Origin of the sequence: Delftia sp. Cs1-4 (assembly GCF_000214395.1) — a bacterium.
Lineage (GTDB): Bacteria > Pseudomonadota > Gammaproteobacteria > Burkholderiales > Burkholderiaceae_C > Comamonas > Comamonas acidovorans.
The window spans coordinates 88343-104680 of record NC_015563.1 but is presented as its reverse complement, the minus strand read 5'-3'; the positions used below and the strand labels follow the sequence as shown (position 1 = coordinate 104680).

14 protein-coding genes are annotated in these 16338 nt (G+C 68.5%); 6 read left to right on the top strand and 8 right to left on the bottom strand.

Features of this window, described 5'->3' with window-relative positions; translation table 11 throughout:
- Nucleotides 1-135 precede the first annotated feature (135 nt).
- On the top strand, nucleotides 136-1551 hold the full coding sequence (locus tag DELCS14_RS00470) for an amino acid permease (protein ID WP_013800003.1): 1416 nt from the start codon (nucleotides 136-138) through the stop codon (nucleotides 1549-1551).
- On the opposite strand, the gene DELCS14_RS00465 is transcribed toward DELCS14_RS00470, so the two are convergent.
- Nucleotides 1548-2747, bottom strand: coding sequence for a DUF5666 domain-containing protein (locus DELCS14_RS00465; RefSeq protein ID WP_013800002.1), 1200 nt, complete (start codon nucleotides 2745-2747; stop codon nucleotides 1548-1550). The two genes, DELCS14_RS00470 and DELCS14_RS00465, sit on opposite strands and share 4 nt — an antisense overlap.
- A 148-nt stretch (nucleotides 2748-2895) precedes the next feature.
- Between DELCS14_RS00465 and DELCS14_RS00460 the strand changes: the two genes are divergently transcribed.
- The 3 genes from DELCS14_RS00460 to DELCS14_RS00450 are packed head-to-tail and all read left to right on the top strand — an operon-like array spanning nucleotide 2896 to nucleotide 5613.
- Nucleotides 2896-3606: a PepSY domain-containing protein gene (locus tag DELCS14_RS00460; RefSeq protein WP_224986229.1), complete on the top strand. Its 711-nt coding sequence runs from the start codon at nucleotides 2896-2898 to the stop codon at nucleotides 3604-3606.
- Complete coding sequence (locus DELCS14_RS00455; protein WP_013800000.1) at nucleotides 3606-4286, top strand: response regulator transcription factor; 681 nt, start codon at nucleotides 3606-3608, stop codon at nucleotides 4284-4286. Before DELCS14_RS00460 ends, DELCS14_RS00455 begins: the two co-directional genes overlap by 1 nt.
- A complete protein-coding gene (locus DELCS14_RS00450; RefSeq protein WP_013799999.1) occupies nucleotides 4276-5613 on the top strand; it encodes a sensor histidine kinase in 1338 nt (445 codons plus the stop codon). Before DELCS14_RS00455 ends, DELCS14_RS00450 begins: the two co-directional genes overlap by 11 nt.
- 19 nt (nucleotides 5614-5632) lie before the next feature.
- On the opposite strand, the gene minE is transcribed toward DELCS14_RS00450, so the two are convergent.
- The 7 genes from minE to DELCS14_RS00415 form a co-directional block, all read right to left on the bottom strand.
- Nucleotides 5633-5896 carry a cell division topological specificity factor MinE gene (gene minE / locus DELCS14_RS00445; RefSeq protein WP_012202033.1) on the bottom strand — a complete coding sequence of 88 codons (264 nt, stop codon included), beginning with the start codon at nucleotides 5894-5896 and terminating at the stop codon, nucleotides 5633-5635.
- A 6-nt stretch (nucleotides 5897-5902) separates the two neighbouring features.
- The gene (gene minD / locus DELCS14_RS00440; RefSeq protein WP_012202032.1) at nucleotides 5903-6715 is read right to left on the bottom strand and encodes a septum site-determining protein MinD; all 813 of its coding nucleotides are present in this window, start codon (nucleotides 6713-6715) and stop codon (nucleotides 5903-5905) included.
- A 49-nt stretch (nucleotides 6716-6764) separates the two neighbouring features.
- A complete protein-coding gene (gene minC, locus DELCS14_RS00435; RefSeq protein ID WP_013799998.1) occupies nucleotides 6765-7511 on the bottom strand; it encodes a septum site-determining protein MinC in 747 nt (248 codons plus the stop codon).
- A 168-nt stretch (nucleotides 7512-7679) separates the two neighbouring features.
- Nucleotides 7680-8468, bottom strand: coding sequence for a crotonase/enoyl-CoA hydratase family protein (locus DELCS14_RS00430; protein WP_013799997.1), 789 nt, complete (start codon nucleotides 8466-8468; stop codon nucleotides 7680-7682).
- Nucleotides 8469-8492: 24 nt separating this feature from the next.
- Nucleotides 8493-9509 carry an acyl-CoA dehydrogenase gene (locus tag DELCS14_RS00425; RefSeq protein ID WP_013799996.1) on the bottom strand — a complete coding sequence of 339 codons (1017 nt, stop codon included), beginning with the start codon at nucleotides 9507-9509 and terminating at the stop codon, nucleotides 8493-8495.
- 196 nt (nucleotides 9510-9705) lie between these two features.
- Nucleotides 9706-10863 carry an acyl-CoA dehydrogenase family protein gene (locus DELCS14_RS00420; RefSeq protein ID WP_013799995.1) on the bottom strand — a complete coding sequence of 386 codons (1158 nt, stop codon included), beginning with the start codon at nucleotides 10861-10863 and terminating at the stop codon, nucleotides 9706-9708.
- Between the two features lie 88 nt (nucleotides 10864-10951).
- A complete protein-coding gene (locus DELCS14_RS00415; RefSeq protein WP_013799994.1) occupies nucleotides 10952-13015 on the bottom strand; it encodes an acetoacetate--CoA ligase in 2064 nt (687 codons plus the stop codon).
- A gap of 195 nt (nucleotides 13016-13210) precedes the next feature.
- On the opposite strand from DELCS14_RS00415, the gene DELCS14_RS00410 reads away from it, so the two are divergent.
- Nucleotides 13211-14518, top strand: coding sequence for a solute carrier family 23 protein (locus DELCS14_RS00410; protein WP_012202026.1), 1308 nt, complete (start codon nucleotides 13211-13213; stop codon nucleotides 14516-14518).
- 207 nt (nucleotides 14519-14725) lie between these two features.
- A complete protein-coding gene (locus tag DELCS14_RS00405; protein ID WP_013799993.1) occupies nucleotides 14726-16240 on the top strand; it encodes an acetyl-CoA hydrolase/transferase family protein in 1515 nt (504 codons plus the stop codon).
- Nucleotides 16241-16338: the final 98 nt, after the last annotated feature.

Here is a 16338-nt window from a genome sequence, read left to right as displayed (position 1 = left end):
AATCCCCGGTCCGGGAAATTGCTGTCTGCGCATATTGTATATACAGGCTTATACATCTGATCGCAGACCCATCCGCAGGCTGATGAAGCCTGTGGATGCGGCAGCCATTTCACCAATGACGGGGGGAGACAGCACATGAGTTCACCATCTGCAGGCAGCCTGCACCGAGGGCTGTCGGCCCGCCATATCCGCTTCATGGCACTGGGCTCGGCCATAGGCACGGGGCTGTTCTACGGCTCGGCCAAGGCCATACAGCAGGCGGGGCCCTCGGTGCTGATCGCCTACCTGCTGGCGGGCGCGGCGGTCTACATGGTGATGCGCGCGCTGGGCGAGATGGCCGTGCACAACCCCGTGCCCGGCTCCTTCGGCCAGTACGCCAGCGACTACCTGGGGCCGTTCGCCGGCTTCGTCACGGGCTGGACCTATACCTTCGAGATGGTCATCGTCTGCCTGGCCGACGTGACGGCCTTCGGCATCTACATGGGGTTCTGGTTTCCCGAGGTGCCGCGCTGGATCTGGGTGCTGTCCATCGTCTTCTTCATCGGCGCGCTCAACCTGTGCTCGGTCAAGGTGTTCGGCGAGATGGAGTTCTGGCTGTCCCTGCTCAAGGTGGCGGCCATCATCGCCATGATCGGCGGCGGCCTGGGCATCATGGTGTTCGGCTTCGGCATGGCGGCCGACCAGGCGCCCACCGGCGTGCAGAACCTGTGGGTGCACGGCGGCTTCATGCCCAACGGCGTCTCGGGCCTGATCGCCTCGCTGGCGGTGGTGGTGTTCGCCTTCGGCGGCATCGAGATCATCGGCATCTCGGCCGGCGAGGCCAAGGACCCGGCGCGTGTGATCCCGCGCGCCATCAACGCCGTGCCGCTGCGCATCCTGCTGTTCTACGTGCTCACGCTGTTCGTGCTGATGAGCATCTTCCCCTGGCCGCAGATCGGCAGCCAGGGCAGCCCCTTCGTGCAGATCTTCAGCGGCCTGGGCATTTCCTCGGCCGCCACCATTCTCAACATCGTGGTGATCTCGGCGGCCGTGTCGGCCATCAACAGCGACATCTTCGGTGCCGGCCGCATGCTCTACGGCATGGCGCACCAGGGCCAGGCCCCCGCCGGCTTCGGCCGTGTCTCGCGCCATGGCGTGCCCTGGATGACCGTGGTGGTGATGGCCGTGGCGCTGCTGGCCGGCGTGGTGCTGAACTACCTGATCCCCGAGGACGTGTTCCTGCTGATCGCCTCCATCGCCACCTTCGCCACGGTCTGGGTCTGGCTGATGATCCTGCTGTCGCAGTTCGCGGCGCGCCGCCGCATGAGCCCGCAGCAGGTGGCCGCGCTGAAGTTCCCGGTCCCGCTGTGGCCCGCCGCGCCGCTGGCCGCCATCGCCTTCATGCTGCTGGTGCTGGGCGTGCTCGGCTACTTCCCCCACACCCGTGCAGCCCTGGTCGTGGGCGGCCTGTGGATCGTGCTGCTGGGCGCTGCCTACCTGCTGTGGGTGCGCCCCGCCGCCGCGCGTGCGCAAAGCGAGGCCCTGCGGCCTGCGGCGAACGCGAACCCTTAGTCGAACTCGACCTCGGTGGCCACCACCATCGCGCCATCGACCGAGAGCCGGCCCTTGACCTCGACCACGCGCCCCACGGCAATTTGGGCAGCGCTGCCATCCTCGAAGCGCGCATTGCGATAGTCCACGCGCACGCCGCGCAGCTCGAAGATGCCGGCCAGGCTGTCGACAGCGGTGATGCGGCCCTCGATCTCGAAGCCATCGTCACTGTCCAGCCGCAGCTTGCGCTCGACCTCGGAGGCGCGAAGCACCCCGTCCTGGAACATGCCCTCGACCTCGACCAGGTCGCCCACGGCAAGGCCTGCGGGCAGGCGTGTGGCGCTGCCCGCGTCCACGCTCAGGCCGTCCACGACGAAGCGGGTCGGCGAGTCCATGCGGGTGATATGGCCGGTGACGTCGGCCTCCACGCCTGCCTGTTCGGGCAGCGTGGGACGCTGCACCGACAGTGCGGTGGCCACCCACAGGCCGGCGGCATCTGGCTGGCGCGCCAGGCGCAGGCTGACCACGTCGCCGGCAGCCAGCGCGGGGGCAACCTGCACGCCACTCCAGTTGACGACGGCCTCGCCGATGCGCAGGGTGCGGCGCGACGCGTCAACGGCATCGACAGGCGCGCGCAGGCGCCAGGGCTCGTCGGCGTCATCCTCGATCTCGATGCGGCTGGCAAGAATGCGGCCCTGCGCATCGCGCAGGCCGTGGACTTCCAGCACACGGCCGACCTGCAGCGCCGCCGCGCGGCCGTCCTCGAACACCGTGGCCGCATCGACGATCACGGTCTGGCCCAGTACGGTCAGCCGGTCGCCCACGACCGCGCCCAACGGGCCTTCCAGATCGCTGCGCACAAGAATCTGGCGGGCCATGGCGCGCGCCACACCGTCGCTGCCGGTGGTCACGGGGTCGGCCGTGACATGGACCGCCATGCCCAGCTTGAGCGCATCGCTGGCCAGCAGGACGCCATCGCCATCGGTGATCCGGGCCTGGCGCTCGTCATACCGCACCCCATTGACCAGGATGGAGCCGAAGCCGTCAATGGTGCCCGACGCATAGCTGGCGCTGGGAGTGACCGGCGTGGGGGCGGGCTTGTCAGCCCCGCCGCCGCCACCGCCGCAGGCAGCCAGCAGCACGGACAGCGAGAGCGCGCCAGCGCCCAGGGCCCGGTGCAATGGCGGGGCGGAGCGGGAAAAGCGAAGAAAATGCATGGTGTTCGATGCCAGAAAGAAACAGATGAAAAGGCACCGCGGCGGGGCCATCGGTGCAACCGCCTGCAGTGTCGGCAAAGGCGCCTAAACCGCGCATGAATGGCGCGTTCATGCACTGTTTAAGAACGTGCACATAAGATGCGTGGCCGTGAAACTCCGCCTCGCACTTGCTGCCTTGCTGGCCTTGCCGCTGGCGCCCGCCTCTGCCACCACGCCAGCGGAGCATGAAAGCGTGCGCCGCGAGGTGCAGTCGAAGCGCCTGCGGCCCTTGGCGGAAATCCTCCAGGACGTGCAGCAGCGCCACAAAGGGCGCGTCATCGACATCGAACTCGAGCGCGGCGCCGACGGCCGGCGCTGGTACGAAATCAAGCTTGCCAATGGCCAGCGCACGGAGATCTATATCGATGCAGTCACGGGACAGGACATCCCCCGGCCGGGCGCGACCACCGCCGTGCTGATACCCATGTCCGCCGTGGCGGCAGCCGTCACCCGCTTGCATCCCGGCACCGTGCTGCAGATCGAGCTGGAGGAAACGCGCAGCCCCAGGCCCTACTACGAGATCCAGCTGCTCACGCGCGAAGGCCGTGAGCAGCTGCTGCGCGCCGACGCCCAGACGGGCCGCATCCTGGTGGAGCCTGTCCTGAGCCGGGAGCAGGCCGCCACGCTGCAACCGCTGCCGCGCATTCTTGAGGAACTGGAGCGCAAGTACCAGGCCCGCGCCACAGAGGCCGAGCTCAAGATCGACGTCCGGCAGCGCGCCTACTACGAGGTCGAGTTGCAGCTGAGCGCCGGCCGCAGCATCGAAGTGCATGTGGATGCGTACAGCGGCCAGCCCATCGAAGAGGACGGACTGCGCTGATGCGGGTGCTCATCGTCGAAGACGACGCCGATCTTGCTGCAGGCCTGCAGGCCATCCTGCAGGAGGCCGGCATGCTGGCCGAGTGCTGCGCGGACGGCCGCCTCGCCCAGGAACTGGGCAGCGTCGAACACTATGACGCCGCCTTGCTGGACCTGGGGCTGCCAGGACAGGACGGCGTCTCGGTGCTGCGCCATTGGCGCGAGCAGGGCCGCTCCTTTCCCGTGCTGGTGCTCACGGCCCGCAACCGCTGGAGCGACAAGCTCACGGCCTTCCAGGCCGGCGCAGACGACTACCTGACCAAGCCCTTTCTGCACGAGGAGGTCGTCACGCGGCTGCGCGTGCTGCACCGGCGCGCAGCAGGCGGCAGCCGGCCCCTGGTGCAGATAGGCCCGCTGGCCTACGACACCATGGCAGACCGCTTCACGCTCGAAGGACGGCCGCTTGCGCTGACCGCGCAGGAGCAACGCATCCTGAGCTTTCTGACCAACCGGCATGGACAGCTCGTCAGCCGCGCCGACATCAGCGAGCATGTCTACGCACGCGACCTGGACCCGGACTCCAACACCGTGGACGTGCTGGTCGGCCGCATCCGCCGCAAACTGTCCCCGCATGGCCTGATCCATACCGAGCGCGGACGGGGCTTTCGCCTGCAGCAGGCCAGCGGCGACCATGCGTCCTAGGCACTGGGGCCTGTCGGAGCGCCTGCTGGCACTGAGCCTGGTGGCCACGCTGGCCTGCGGCACGGCCGCCAGCTGGCTGCTGCGCGAGCAGTTGCACGATGCGGTGCTGCGCGGCTTCAAGGCCGGCCTGCAGGACCGTGCCGAGCGGCTGCAGGCCGAGTTGCAGTCCCCGGGGCCCCTGACCGGACAGGGCACGCGGCTCAATCGCGGCGAGTTCGGCCGCATTTTCTCGGGCTGGTACTGGACACTGGAGCAGGACGGGCGGCTGCAGCAGTCGCGCTCGGTCTGGGACGACAGCCTGGAGCTGGACGACGCCCGTCCCTGGCCCCGGCACAAGGGCAGCGAGACGCTGCTGTCGCTGCGCGGGCCGCAGGGGCGCGAACTGCTGGGCCTGCGCCGCAGCTTCGATGTCGCGGGCAGGCGCGTGCAGCTGCATGTCTTCGGCCCGCTGGACGGTACGCGCCAGGAATGGCGCCGCATCGACCGCATCCTGCTGGTCACCGAGCTGGGCCTGGTCGCCGCGCTGCTGCTGTGCACGGTGGCGCTGGTGCGCCTGGGATTGCAGCCGCTGCGCAGCCTGCAGCAGGCGCTGCAGGACATGGAAGACGGCACACGCACGCAGCTGGGGCGGCACTTCGGCCCCGACCTGGACCCGATTGCCGAGGCCGTGGACCAGGTGCTGCAGCGCAATGCCCAGGTCGTGGAGCGCGCGCGCCACCAGGCGGCCGACCTGAGCCATGCGCTCAAGAAGCCGCTGGCCGTGCTCGGCATCCAGGCACGCGGCCATCAGGTCGATGGCCCGTGGCTGCGTGACCAGGTACAGGCCATGTCCCACACCATCGACCGCCATCTGGCGCGCTTCGCCAGCGGCGCCGGCAGCGCCGGCAGTGTGGCGCTGGATGAGGTGCTGGCCCGGCTGCTGGATGCCATGCGCCAGATCCACGCCCAGCGGCGCCTGTCCTGGTCCATCCAGACCTCCACGCCGCTGCCCGGCCATGGGCTGCGCTGGCGCGGCGCGGCCTCGGACCTGGAGGAGATGGCGGGAAACCTGCTGGACAACGCCGGCAAGTGGGCGCGCAGCCGCGTCACGCTGGCCGTGTGCCAGGGCGGCACGACGACGCTGCTGCAGATCGATGACGACGGCCCAGGCCTGGCGCCGGAGCATCTCGCGCAGGCCATGGAACGCGGTGTCCGCTTCGACGAACAGGCCCAGGGCCACGGCCTGGGCCTGGCCATCGTGCGCGACATCGCCGAGACCTATGGTGGATCGCTGGAGATGGGACCGAGCCCGCTGGGCGGGTTGCGCTGCACGCTGCGCCTGGGCTGAGCACGGCGCCGGGCGGCGCTCAGCGCGAGGCGTCGGGCAGTTCGATCTTGACTTCGAGCACTTCGAGGTTTTCCTGGCGCTCCAGGTGCACCTTGATGTCGTTGACGTCGATGTCCACGTACTTGGAGATCACCGCCATCAGCTCCTTTTGCAGCGCAGGCAGGTAGTCGGGACCGCCGCCATTGCCGCCCACGCGCTCACGCGCGAGGATGATCTGCAGGCGCTCCTTGGCCACCGAGGCCGTCTTCTTCTTTTCTCCGAGCAGGAAAGAGAGCATGGACATGGCCGCTTACCTCCCCCCGAACATGCGTTTGAAGAAGCCGGGCTTTTGCGCTTCGGTGAAGCGCATGGGCTTTTCCTCGCCCAGGAAGCGTGCCACCACGTCCTGGTAGGCCTCGGCCACGTCCGAGCCCTGCATGTGCACGGCGGGAATGCCCTGGTTGGAGGCCTGCAGCACGGTTTCGGACTCGGGCACGACGCCGATCAGCTCGATGCGCAGGATGTCCTGGATGTCCTCCAGCGACAGCATCTGGCCGTCCTGCACGCGGTTGGGGTTGTAGCGCGTGATCAGCAGGTGTTCCTTGACGCTCTCGCCCGCGATGGCGCGCGCGGTCTTGGAGCTGAGCATGCCCAGGATGCGGTCGGAGTCGCGCACCGAGGAGACTTCCGGGTTGGTCACGACCAGGGCCTCGTCGGCGAAGTGCATGGCGATCAGGGCGCCGCTTTCGATGCCAGCCGGCGAGTCGCAGATGATGTACTCGAAGTCCATGCCCGCCAGGTCGTCCAGGATCTTCTTGACGCCGTCCTGCGTGAGCGCATCCTTGTCACGCGTCTGGGAGGCGGCCAGCACGAAGAGGTTGTCGCACTGCTTGTCCTTGATCAGGGCCTGGTTGAGGTTGGCCTCTCCCTGGATGACGTTGATCAGGTCGTAGACCACGCGGCGCTCGCAGCCCATGATCAGGTCCAGGTTGCGCAGGCCCACGTCGAAATCGATGACGGCGGTCTTGTGCCCGCGCAATGCGAGGCCCGATGCGAAGCTGGCGCTGGTGGTGGTCTTGCCCACGCCACCCTTGCCGGAGGTCACGACGACTATTTTGGCCATGTTTGCACGGTTCCTTAAAGACTGGAGAGCAAAGAAGAGGGGTCCGGTGTCATACCGGCTCGATGAGGATTTTCTCGCCGTCGAGACGCACCTTGGCGGGCCTGGCAGCCACGTCCGCCGGGAGATCGGTCTCGATTGTGCGATAGATGCCGGCAATCGACAGCAGCTGTGCTTCCATGCAGGTGCTGAAGATGCGCGCCTCGGTGTTGCCGCGTGCCCCGGCGATGGCCCTGCCGCGCAGCGGCGCGTAGACATGGACGTTGCCGTCGGCGATGACTTCGGCGCCATAGCTGACCATGGCCAGCACCACGATGTCGGTGCCGCGCGCATAGACGCGCTGGCCCGAGCGCAGCGGCTTGTCCACGATGAGGGCGTCGGCCTGGGGAGCAGGCACCTCGCGCACCACCTCGATCTCGCGCACGACTTCCTGGATTTCGATCTCGGGCACCGTGGGCCGCACGGGTGCGGCCTCGGGCGCGGGCGCCAGGCCTGCGGCACGCGCCGCCTCCATCTGCGCCGGGCTGCCGCCGCGCACGGCCACGGGCACGGTGCGGTGAAAGCGCAGCGCCTCCACGAGCACGGCGAAGTCGATGGCCTCCTCGGCCTCGCGCACATGGGCCAGGTCGATCAACACGGGGTCGTTGTCGAAGAAATCCGGGTCGTCGGCCAGGCGCTGGGCCAGGTCGGCCACGAGCGCACGTACGTCGGTATCCCGCAGGGCCACGGCCACCACGGGCAGCTGCGCGCTCTTGAGGTCGAAGCTGGGGCGGGCAGTACTCGTCGTTTCAACGGCCATGGGACTGGGAGTGCGGTGGATGGGAGAGTTGCCTCTCGACGCGCAAAGTGTACTGTGTGCGCAGTACATGGGCGCCCACTCCCGCCGGGAGGCCGGCACCGGGGAGTGTCCATTTGTGTTGTGTCACACACGGCCCATGCCCCCGTGGCGGGGGCCGGGCGGGCCCGGTCACTGAAACCGGGGCTTACGCTTCTCCACGAAGGCCATCACGGCCTCGCGGTGGTCGGCGGTCTTGTGGGCCAGGGCCTGGTAGCCGGCCGACAGCTCCAGCAGCGACTCCAGCGTGCTGTGTTCACCCTCGCGCAAGAGGCGCTTGGTCATGCGCATCACGGCGCCGGGGTTGGCGGCGATCTTGTCGGCCAGCGCACGCGCCGTGGGCAGCAGCTGGTCCGCCGACACGACGCGGCTGACCAGGCCGCAGGCCAGGGCCTGCTGCGCATCGATGGCCTCGCCCGTGAACGCCATCTCGGCCGCCTTGGCGCGGCCCACGGCGCGCGGCAGCAGCCAGGCGCCGCCGTCCCCGGGGACGATGCCCACGCGCACGAAGCTCTCGGCAAAGGTGGCCGTCTCGCTGGCGATGCGGATGTCGCACATGCAGGTCAGGTCCAGCCCCGCGCCGATGGCCGGGCCGTTGATGGCGCAGATCACGGGCACGTCCAGCTGGTTGAGGGCACGCGGAATGCGCTGTATGCCCTGGCGGTACTCCTCGCGGATGGCATCGGGCGTGAGCGCGTCGTCGAAGAAGCGCTGCATGTCCTTGACGTTGCCGCCCGAGCTGAAGATGGGGCCGGCGCCCGTGAGGATGACGGCCTTGACCGAGGCATCGCGCCGGATCTCGTCGCAGACCTGCACGAATTCCTCCACGGCCGTGTTGCCCGTGAGCGCATTGCGCGTCTCGGGCTGGTTCATGGTGAGGGTCCAGATGGCGCCGTCGCGGGCGATGTTCAGAAAGGACATGGAGAAGACTCCTTGAGCAAGGGTTTATGAGGTGATGTCGGTGGTCGAACGGATCAGGTCCAGCGTGCTGCCCGCGTGGCCATGGACCAGCGCGGCGCCTGCCACACCGTGCCAGTACGACTCGGAGCCGGCCGTCTGGCGCCAGGCATGCAGGCGGCGGGTGAGCAGTTGCAGGTCGTATTCCTCGGTGAAGCCCATGGCGCCGTGGATGGCGTGGGCCGCCTCGGCCACGGCCAGCGCGGCCTGGCTGCAGCGCGCCTTGGCCACGGCCACGCGCAGCCGCTCGGGGAAGATGCCCTGCCCCGCGCAGCCCAGCCGGGCCGCCATGCGCGCGGCGAAGACATGCTCGCTCATCACCGCCAGCTGGTGCTGAATGGCCTGGAACTTGCCGATGGGGCGGCCGAACTGCTGGCGGTCATTCGCATACTGCAGCGTGCGCTGGAACACCTCCATGAGCGCGCCCGCGAGCTGCGCCGCCACCAGGCCGGCCTGCAGCGTGCGCAGGTCCAGCCCATCCGGCAGGGCGATAGCGGGAGCAGATGCTGCGCGGACCTGATCGGCGCTCCAGCGCAGGTTCACGTCCAGGCAGAAGGCCGCCGGCTCGGACTGCGCCTGCGCCACGGGCAGCAGGCTCCAGCCCTGCGCATGCTGCACCAGCACGCTGTCCGCCACCGCGCCCAGGCGCACGGGTGCGCAGTGCAGGCTGCCATCCGGCTGGAGCAGGCCTTGTGCCAACGCGATGGCACCTGAAGGGTGCTCGGCGCCCTCCCCCGCCAGCAGCGCGCGCGCCAGCATGGTCTCGCCCAGCGGCACGGGCAGCGCATGGGCGCCGGCCTGCGACCACACATCGAACAGCTGCGCCAGCGCCAGCCCCGCGCCGCCCGCATCCTCAGGCACCAGGGCATCGGCAAAGCCGGCCTGCTCCAGCGATTGCCACAGCGCCCGGGGCGACCCCCCGGCCTCGATGGCGCGCACCCGCGCAGGCGTGCACTCGCCCTGCAGCAGCTGGCGTGCGGCATCGGCAAACAAATCGTCTTCCATGTCTCTCTCCATTCATGACACATGACGCCAGGCCTTGGGCGTTCCGTTTGAAACTGGCGCACCTTTAACACCAGGGACACCGAGGAAGGGCCTACGCCGGCCGCGCCGCCCCGCACCGAGGGTGTCGTCCCCCCGCGAAGCGAGAGGGGGCGCCGTGCAACGGGAAGACGCGCAGCGGCTCAGGGGGCGCTTCGTGTCAACGAAGCCCCAAACCACGCGCGATCATTCCGCGCAGGATGTCGCGCGTGCCGCCGCGCAGCGAATACGAAGGCGCAACCTCCGTCACGTAGTTGAGGGTGCGCAACAGCTCGAGCGGAACCTCGGACGCCTCGCGTGCGAACAGGTCGTCGGCGATGGCGGCGGGAATGGACTGTTCCAGCGTCGTGCCCAGCTCCTTGACCAGGGCCGCCTCGACGATGGGGCTTTCGCCGCGCACCAGCTTGTCCTGCACGGCCACCGACATGGCGCGCAGCGGGGCCAGCTCGGTGAACACGCGGCCGGCCAGGCGCAGCGCGCCTTCGCTGCGCTCGCCCGTTGCACGCAGCCAGGCCAGCCATTCGTCGAACAGCACGATGCTGGAGAACAGCCGCTCGGGCCCGCTGCGCTCGAAGGCCAGCTCGGCCGTGACCTGCTCCCAGCCCTGGCCTTCCTGGCCGATCAGGGCGTCGGGCGGCAGCTGCACGTTGTCGAAGAAGACTTCGCAGAAATGGCTGTCGCCCGAGAGGTCGGTGATGGGCCGCACGGTCACGCCCGGCAGCGACAGGTCCACGATGACCTGGGACAGCCCCTTGTGCCGGTCACCCGCCTCGCCCGAGGTGCGCACCAGGGCGATCATGTAGTGGCAGTGGTGGGCGTTGGTGGTCCAGATCTTCTGGCCGTTGAGCACGAAGCCCTTGCCGTTCGGCGCGGCGCGCGTCTTCACGCTGGCCAGGTCCGAGCCCGCGCCGGGCTCGCTCATGCCGATGCAAAAGAAGGCCTCGCCCCGGCAGATGCGCGGCAGGTAGAACCGCTTTTGCGCCTCGGTGCCGTACTTGAGGATCAGCGGACCGCTCTGGCGGTCGGCAATCCAGTGCGAGCCCACGGGCGCGCCGCAAGCCAGGTATTCCTCCACCAGCACGTAGCGCGTGAAGGCGCTGCGCCCGCCGCCGCCGTACTCGCGCGGCAGGGTGACGCCTATCCAGCCCTTTTCGCCCAGCTGCCGGCTCAGTTCGGCGCTGTAGCCGCCCCAGGAGCGCGCACGCACATGGGGCGGCAGGCCGCTTATGGCCTGGGCGAGGAAGGCGCGCACCTCGGCGCGCAGGGCTTCGTCCTCGGCGGGGATGCGGGTCAGGGCAAGGGAATCAAGCACGCTCATTGCAGGGCTCCATGGTTGGACCCCACTCTAGGCAGCCGGTCTGTCGCAGTCCAATATTAAAAACCGCGCCACTGATACCGTTTGAATATCAGGCGGCCTGTGCCTTGGCATGCTGCGCCGCAAAGCCCACGTACCAGTCCAGGCAGCCCGGGTTGGCCATGGCCTCCTTGTTGACCACCTTGTCCAGCGGCTGGCCCAGCATCAGCTTCTTGATGGGCAGCTCCTGCTTCTTGCCGCTGAGCGTGCGCGGGATTTCGGCCACCTGCACGATGTCGTCGGGCACGAAGCGCGGCGACAGGGCCTGGCGGATGGCGCCCTGCAGGCGCGCGCGCAGGGCGTCGTCCAGATCCACGCCCGGGCGCAGCACCACGAACAGCGGCATGTAGCTTTCGCGGCCCAGGTATTCGAGGTCCACAACCATGGAGTCCAGCACTTCGGGCAGGGCCTCGACGGCGCTGTAGATCTCGCTGGTGCCCATGCGCAGGCCGTGGCGGTTGATGGTGGCGTCGCTGCGGCCGTAGATGATGCAGCCGCCCTCCGGGAGGATGCGTATCCAGTCGCCGTGGCGCCAGACCGGGCCCATGGCGGCGGGGCCGTCGCCGCCGCCGGGCGCGCGGCCATTGCCGGCCGGGTACATGTCGAAGTAGCTGGACAGGTAGCGCTTGCCGTCCGCATCGCCCCACAGGTACAGAGGCATGGAGGGGATGGGCTGGGTGCAGACCAGCTCGCCCACCTCGTCGATGACGGGCTGGCCCTGCTCGTTCCAGGCCTCCACGGCCGCGCCCAGCTGGCGGCACTGCATGATGCCCGGCTGCTGGGGCAGTTCGCGGTGGCCGCCGATGAAGGCGCCCGCGAAGTCGGTGCCGCCCGAGATGTTGTTCCACCAGATGTCAGGCCGCCCCATGCCTGCGAACTGCGCCGTGCCCCAGCTTTGCACCTCCGGCGACAGCGGCGAGCCCGTGGTGCCCAGGCTGCGGATGCGCGACAGGTCGCCGCACTGGGCCAGGTCCACGCCGGCCTTCATGCAGTTGGCGTAGAAGGCCGCGCCCGAGCCGAAGCTGGTCACGCCGGTCTCGGCCGCGAAGCGCCACAGCACGCCCCAGTCGGGCCTGTCCTTGCTGCCGCCGGGGCTGCCGTCGAAGATCACGCAGGTGGTGCCGCCCAGCAGGCCCGAGACCTGGGCATTCCACATCACCCAGCCCGTGGAGCTGTACCAGTGGTAGCGCTCACCCCAGCTGTTGGGGTGGTAGCTGCAGCCCACGTCGTTGTGCAGGGCCTTGAGCTGCAGGGCCACCAGCACCATGCCGCCATGGCCGTGGACGATGGGCTTGGGCAGGCCGGTGGTGCCGCTGGAGTAGACGATCCACAGCGGGTGGTCGAAGGGCAGCCATTCGGGTTCGAAGGCCGCCGTGGCCGCGTCGTCGCGGGCCGTGACCTGCACGTAGTCGGCGGCATCGGCCAGCCTCGCCTGCAGATCCAGGTTGGGCACAAGGACCACATGCTCCACGCTGGGCAGGCCTGCGCGCAGCTCCGCCAGCACGGCCATGCGGTCGATATCGCGCCCGGCGTAGTGCACGCCATCGACGGCGATCAGCGCCTTGGGCGCGATCTGGCGAAAGCGGTCCAGCACCGCGTTGGTGCCCATGTCGGGCGCGCAGATACTCCAGACGGCGCCCAGGCTGGCCGTGGCCAGCAGGGCGACCATGGCCTCGGGGATGTTGGGCAGGTAGGCAGCCACGCGGTCGCCGCGGCCCACGCCCTGGGCCTTCAGGTGCAGGGCCAGGGCGGCGACCTGGCGGCGCAGGTCGGGCCAGGACAGCTCGCGGTGGCGGCCCGTCTCGTTGCGGCTGACCACGGCGGGCATGCCGGCCGCATGGGCGGCATCCACATGGCGCAGCGCCTGGCGCGTGTAGTTGATCTGGGCACCCGGAAACCACTGGGCGCCGGGCATGGTGTTGCGCTCCAGCACGGCCGTGTGCGGCGTGGGCGACTGCAGCGCGTTGTAGTCCCAGATGCTTTGCCAGAAGGCGTCCAGGTCGGTCACTGACCAGCGCCACAGGGCGTCGTAGCTGTCGAACTGCAGGCCGTGGCGCTCGCGCAGCCAGTCCTGGTACAGGCGGATCTGGGGGATGAAGGCAGGGGTATGGCTCATGACCGGCCACGGTACGCGCGCGCTGCCCGCGAGCCCAGACGGGAAAGCCACTAGCCTGGCACCTGGGCGACAAAGTCTGCGGGCCGGATCGCGTATCTGCGCACAAACACTGGGAAAAAATTTCCGCTCCACCCCACCTGCCAGAAAACAAATGCCTCTAATATCGCGCCAATTTTTTACAAGGAGCGATGCCACATGGGCCTTTTCCAATGGACGGAAAAATCCGCCAACCAGCTGCAACGGGGAGGCGTGATCGGCCCCGATGAGCGCCTGCCCTGGCCCCAGACCGGGCTGATGGGCATACAGCACGTGATCGCCATGTTCGGCTCCACCGTGCTGGCGCCCATCCTCATGGGGTTCGACCCCAACGTGGCCGTGCTCATGAGCGGCATCGGCACGCTGATCTTCTTCCTGATCACGGGCGGCAAGGTGCCCAGCTACCTGGGTTCGTCCTTTGCCTTCATCGGCGTGGTGATCGCAGCCACGGCCTATGGCGGCAAGGGTGCCAACGGCAACATCGGCGTGGCGCTGGGCGGCATCATTGCCTGCGGCGCGGTCTATGCGCTGATCGGCCTGGTGGTGCAGATGGTGGGCACGCGCTGGATCGAGCGCTTCATGCCGCCCGTGGTCACGGGCGCCGTGGTGGCCGTGATCGGGCTGAACCTGGCGGCCATCCCCGTCAAGAACATGGCGGCCAACAACTTCGAATCGTGGATGCAGGCCCTGACCTTCGTCTGCGTGGGCCTGGTGGCCGTGTTCACGCGCGGCATGGTGCAGCGCCTGCTGATCCTGGTGGGCCTGATCGCCGCCAGCCTGCTGTACGGCCTGTTCACCAATGTGCTGGGCATGGGCAAGCCCGTGGACCTGTCGGGCGTGATCAACGCCGCCTGGTTCGGCCTGCCCCAGTTCCACGCGCCCGTGTTCAGCGGCCCGGCCATGGTGCTCATCGTGCCTGTGGTCATCATCCTGGTGGCCGAGAACCTGGGCCACATCAAGGCCGTGACCGCCATGACCGGCAAGAACCTGGACCAGTACATGGGCCGGGCCTTCATCGGCGACGGCGTGGCCACCATGGTCAGCGGCGCGGCCGGCGGCACCGGCGTGACCACCTATGCCGAGAACATCGGCGTGATGGCCGCCACGCGCATCTACTCGACGGCCGTGTTCTTCGTGGCCGCCGTCCTGGCCGTGCTGCTGGGCTTCTCGCCCAAGTTCGGCGCGCTGATCCAGGCGATCCCGCTGCCCGTGATGGGCGGCGTGTCCATCGTGGTGTTCGGCCTGATCGCCGTGGCCGGCGCCAAGATCTGGGTGGACAACCGCGTGGACTTCTCGCAGAACAAGAACCTGATCGTGGCGGCCATCACCCTGATCCTGGGCACGGGCGACTTCACGCTCAAGTTCGGCGACTTCGCGCTGGGCGGCATCGGGACCGCGACTTTCGGTGCCATCATCCTGTACGCGCTGCTGGATCACGCACGCGACGATCAGCCACTGATTCACTGAATGTGAGCACACGCAAACATTCTTTGAGCCTTTGACTGCGCGGCAGGGCCTTTACGGGGAAACCCGAGGGCCGCTGCCAGCGCTGCTACCATCGGTTTCCGGAGATATACCGCCCTTGCGTTCTTGCATGGGGCGGTTTTTTTTAGGCTTGCAAGCCAGCGCTGCGGCACCCTGCCGGCTGGCGCGAGCCGTCAGCCGGAGCCATAGATGTCCCTCGCAGACCGCGTACGTTTCCCAGAATTCCTTTCGCGCACCATGACGGCCGAGCAGGCCGCCGCCCTGATCCCCCACGGCGTCAACGTCGGCATGAGCGGATTCACGGGCGCGGGCTACCCCAAGGCCCTGCCCCAAGCCATCGCCCAGCACGCCAAGAACGAACACGCGGCCGGCCGGCCCTACAAGATCAATGTCTGGACCGGCGCCTCCACGGCCGCCGAGATGGACGGCGCCCTGGCCGAGGCCGGCGCACTGGGCCAGCGCCTGCCCTTCAACACCGACCCCACCTGCCGCGCCAGGATCAATGCCGGCGAGATCGACTTCATCGACATGCACCTGTCCCACGTGGCCCAGCATGCGTGGTTCGGCTTCCTGGGCCCCATGAGCGTGGCCGTGGTCGAGGTGCTGGGCGTGACCGAGGACGGGCGCCTCATCCCCTCCACCGCCGTGGGCAACAACAAGACCTGGCTGGAGATCGCCGACAAGGTGATCCTGGAGGTCAACACCAAGCCGCCGGCCAAGATGGAAGGCATGCACGACATCTACTACGGCACGGCCATCCCGCCGCGCCGCGTGCCCATTGCCCTGACCCATGCCGATGACCGCATCGGCGAGCCCTACCTGCGCGTGGACCCGGCCAAGGTGGTCGCCGTGGTCGAGACCCACAAGGGCGACCGCGACAACGTCTTCGCCCAGCCCGACGCCAACTCCAACCTGATCGCCGCGTCCATCATCGACTTCCTCGCGCACGAGATGAAGATGGGCCGCCTGCCCAAGGAGATGCTGCCCATCCAGTCGGGCGTGGGCAACGTGGCCAACGCCGTGCTGGCCGGCCTGCTGACGGGGCCGTTCGAGAACCTGCTGGGCTTCACCGAGGTGCTGCAGGACGGCATGCTGGACCTGCTGCGCGCAGGCAAGATGAGCCGCGCCTCGGCCACCTCGATCTCGCTGTCCGGCAGCGCCTACAGGGACTTCGAGGAGAACATCGACTTCTACCGCGAGCGCATCATCCTGCGCCCCCAGGAGATCAGCAACCACCCCGAGCTGGTGCGCCGGCTGGGCGTGATCGCCATGAACTCCATGATCGAGGCCGACATCTACGGCAACATCAACTCCACCCACGTCATGGGCACGGGGATGATGAACGGCATCGGCGGCTCGGGCGATTTCGCGCGCAACGGCTATCTGTCCTTCTTCGTCACACCCTCGGTGGCCAAGGGCGGCAAGATCAGCTGCATCGTGCCCATGTGCTCGCACGTGGACCATACCGAGCACGACACGCAGATCATCGTCACCGAGCAGGGCCTGGCCGACCTGCGCGGCCTGTCGCCGCGCAAGCGCGCCCAGGTCATCATCGACCGCTGCGCCCATCCCGACTTCCGCCCCCAGCTGCAGGACTACTTCGACCGCGCCCAGCGCCAGGGCGCGCTGCACACGCCGCACATCCTGGGCGAAGCGCTGAGCTGGCACCAGCGCTTTGTCGAAACGGGCGACATGCGCGCCTGAACCGCGCAAGCGCGTTAGCGCGCCAGCGCGCAGTCTCCTGGGCTACAGGCGGCCATCGGCATGGCTGCCCGGACTGGCGTAGCATGCAAGGACGGCCC

Bases quoted from the DNA above. Each gene is read 5' to 3' on its own strand.
- DELCS14_RS00470 (WP_013800003.1), top strand. From the start codon at position 136: ATGAGTTCACCATCTGCAGGCAGCCTGCACCGAGGGCTGTCGGCCCGC.
- DELCS14_RS00465 (WP_013800002.1), bottom strand. From the start codon at position 2,747: ATGCATTTTCTTCGCTTTTCCCGCTCCGCCCCGCCATTGCACCGGGCC.
- DELCS14_RS00455 (WP_013800000.1), top strand. From the start codon at position 3,606: ATGCGGGTGCTCATCGTCGAAGACGACGCCGATCTTGCTGCAGGCCTG.
- DELCS14_RS00450 (WP_013799999.1), top strand. From the start codon at position 4,276: ATGCGTCCTAGGCACTGGGGCCTGTCGGAGCGCCTGCTGGCACTGAGC.
- minE (WP_012202033.1), bottom strand. From the start codon at position 5,896: ATGTCCATGCTCTCTTTCCTGCTCGGAGAAAAGAAGAAGACGGCCTCG.
- minD (WP_012202032.1), bottom strand. From the start codon at position 6,715: ATGGCCAAAATAGTCGTCGTGACCTCCGGCAAGGGTGGCGTGGGCAAG.
- minC (WP_013799998.1), bottom strand. From the start codon at position 7,511: ATGGCCGTTGAAACGACGAGTACTGCCCGCCCCAGCTTCGACCTCAAG.
- DELCS14_RS00430 (WP_013799997.1), bottom strand. From the start codon at position 8,468: ATGTCCTTTCTGAACATCGCCCGCGACGGCGCCATCTGGACCCTCACC.
- DELCS14_RS00425 (WP_013799996.1), bottom strand. From the start codon at position 9,509: ATGGAAGACGATTTGTTTGCCGATGCCGCACGCCAGCTGCTGCAGGGC.
- DELCS14_RS00420 (WP_013799995.1), bottom strand. From the start codon at position 10,863: ATGAGCGTGCTTGATTCCCTTGCCCTGACCCGCATCCCCGCCGAGGAC.
- DELCS14_RS00415 (WP_013799994.1), bottom strand. From the start codon at position 13,015: ATGAGCCATACCCCTGCCTTCATCCCCCAGATCCGCCTGTACCAGGAC.
- DELCS14_RS00410 (WP_012202026.1), top strand. From the start codon at position 13,211: ATGGGCCTTTTCCAATGGACGGAAAAATCCGCCAACCAGCTGCAACGG.
- DELCS14_RS00405 (WP_013799993.1), top strand. From the start codon at position 14,726: ATGTCCCTCGCAGACCGCGTACGTTTCCCAGAATTCCTTTCGCGCACC.